The 2301-nt window shown below is 74.1% G+C and carries 2 protein-coding genes and 1 pseudogene; all 3 read right to left on the bottom strand.

The window, feature by feature from the left end; genetic code table 11:
* Positions 1-988, bottom strand: a 988-nt coding sequence (locus DQW06_RS19040; RefSeq protein ID WP_117199030.1) for a hypothetical protein, incomplete at its 3' end; no start/stop codon positions are given.
* A gap of 194 nt (positions 989-1182) precedes the next feature.
* On the bottom strand, positions 1183-1815 hold the full coding sequence (locus DQW06_RS19035; RefSeq protein WP_094802503.1) for a DUF2461 domain-containing protein: 633 nt from the start codon (positions 1813-1815) through the stop codon (positions 1183-1185).
* Positions 1816-2055: 240 nt separating this feature from the next.
* Positions 2056-2301 (bottom strand): annotated as a pseudogene (locus DQW06_RS19030) (LLM class flavin-dependent oxidoreductase); the annotation flags it as partial.

The raw sequence follows: 2301 nt of genomic DNA, 5'->3' as shown, positions 1-2301 counted from the left end.
CGGGTGGGCGGCGCAGGGCGGCGACGCGACCGGCCGCCTCCCGCCACCAGGGCCGGGACGCGTGCGTGCCGGTGAAGAAGACCAGGAGGGTTCCGTCCCCGGCGGCCGCGACGCTGGGACCGCAGACCCCCCGACCCATCCAGCGCGGCGTCGCGGGCCGGTCCGTGTCCAGGACCCGGACCAGCGGTGACCACGCCGACCGGTCGGCCGAGGGGGTGTGCGCCCGCATCGCCCACAGGCCCTGGGCGGGGAAGGGCGTGGTGCCGTGCAGGTTGGTGCCCCGGGCCAGCAGCATCGTCCAGCCGTCGGGGCCGCGGTGCAGGGTGGTGTCGAAGAAGCCCTCCTCCCGGGTCGCGAACGTGCGGGGCGCGGACCAGCGGAGGCCGTCGGCGCTGTCGGCGACCCGCAGTTCGAAGTCGGGCTGCTCGCCCGGACCCACCTCGTGGGGAGCCGTCAGGAACCACATGCGGTAGCCGTCCCCGACGGCGGTGACGGTGGGTTCCAGCGCGCTGGGGCGGTCCGCGCGGCCGCTCAGCACGGGGTCGCGTCGGCGCCGCCATGAGCCGTCGGGCCGCTGTTCGAGCACACCGACCGAGTAGCGGCTGCCGTACCCGTAGTGGCGGGCGGTGCGCCGCCCGGCGTAGTAGACGCGTGCGGGCGCGCCCCGGTGCGGCGGCACGTAGCAGGGGGTGTGCATCCCCCCGGCGTCCCAGGCGCCGCGCGGAGCGTCCGGGACCAGCGCGAGCGGGCGGCCCCGCGCGGAGGAGTCGATCCGCCAGCCGGTCAGGCGTACGTCCGCGCCGACCGGCAGCGTGGCCCGGTACAGGCGGTTGCGGAAGGAGGTGGAGAAACCGCCGACGAACATGCACCAGCGGTCGCCGACGCGGTGCACGTTCGGGTCGCTCAGTCCGAGGAGGCCGCGCGGGACGGCGCCCTCCAGCATGTCCCACTGGACGGTGGGGCCGGTGACGGCGGTGGAGTGGTGCATGGACCTGCCTTCCGTGCTCAGGGCGCGCGCGAGCGCGGACTCCCCTGCGGATCAGGTAGGTCGTTGCGGGAAATGTACCACCGCTCCCGCAGACGCAGGACCGGCCACGGGCGGTGGCCGGGACGCGGAACCCTCTGCCCGGGTTTCGCGTGCGCGGCGGATCAGTGCGCGGCGGGAGGCCGTGCCCGGTGGGATCAGCTGGTGACGTGCCGGTCGAGCCAGTCCATGAGGGGGCCGGTGGCCCGCCAGTCGGCGCGCACGGTGTCCAGGAGCTTCGCGGACAGCGGCACGTCCGACCGCTCCACGTTGTGCTCGGCCCCCAGGGAGCGGTGGCGCAGCAGGTGCACGCGCGGGTGGTCGCCGCTGTACCCGCGCGGGTGGGTCTTGAGGGTGTCGCCGACGATGTCGAAGCCCCGGGCCTTCAGCTCGTCGACGATCCGCGCCAGCCGCGGCCCCTGGCGCTCGTCGTCGACGCCGTCGCGGTAGCGCTCCACCTGCGCGCCCGACATCGCATGGTAGCCCGCGCCCACGGAGAGCCCCTCCAGGCCGAGCTGGAGGTAGTAGCCGACCGGTCCCTGGGACTGGCTGACCAGGCCCACGTGGGTCTTGTACGGGCTCTTGTCGTGGGAGAAGCGCACGTCGCGGTTGGGGCGGCCCACCTTGATCGGGCCGAAGTCCTCCTCCAGCGCCTCGGCCAGGGCGCGCGCGGGCTCGCGCACCGCGCGCACGTACACCTCGTGGTGGCCGTGGAAGTAGTCCTTGGAGTTGTCCCGGGCCAGGCCGTCGAAGAACGCGAAGGTCTCCTCGGTGAAGCCGGTGAAGTCCATCCCTCTCCTCGTGCTGTGTCGGACGCGCGCCCGCCGTCCTACCCCGGCGGCGCCTCCCCGAACCCGGCCGCCCCCGGCGGGGCCCGCCGGGGAGCCTCCGGGGAGGCAGAGGTGATCCGCGCGGTACGAGGTCGTCCACCGCCTACGCGAACGGGAGCGACACGCGCCCCACCGGGAGCGGAGCGCACTCGGGCCCCGGCCACCTCAGCCAGGGGCCGCCGGGAGAAGGCGTGCTTCGGGTCAGAGGACTATGTCGGCCAGACGGGTGACCTCGTCGAGGTCGTCGGTTCCGGGGCCCAGGATCAGTTCGTCGGCACCCAGGGCCTCGAACCGCTTGACGGCGTCGCGCAGCGATTCCGCGTCGGTGTGCACGTTGTCGACGACTATGTCCTGGAATTCGCCGGTAGCGGCGTAGTAATCGGCGATGTTGGCCCGACCGCGGTCGGGATCGCCCAGCGCGAAGTAGTTGAGGGCGACCAGCCGAGG

The organism is Nocardiopsis sp. TNDT3, from assembly GCF_003427465.1.
Lineage (GTDB): Bacteria > Actinomycetota > Actinomycetes > Streptosporangiales > Streptosporangiaceae > Nocardiopsis > Nocardiopsis dassonvillei.
This window is presented reverse-complemented; position numbering and strand designations above follow the sequence as displayed.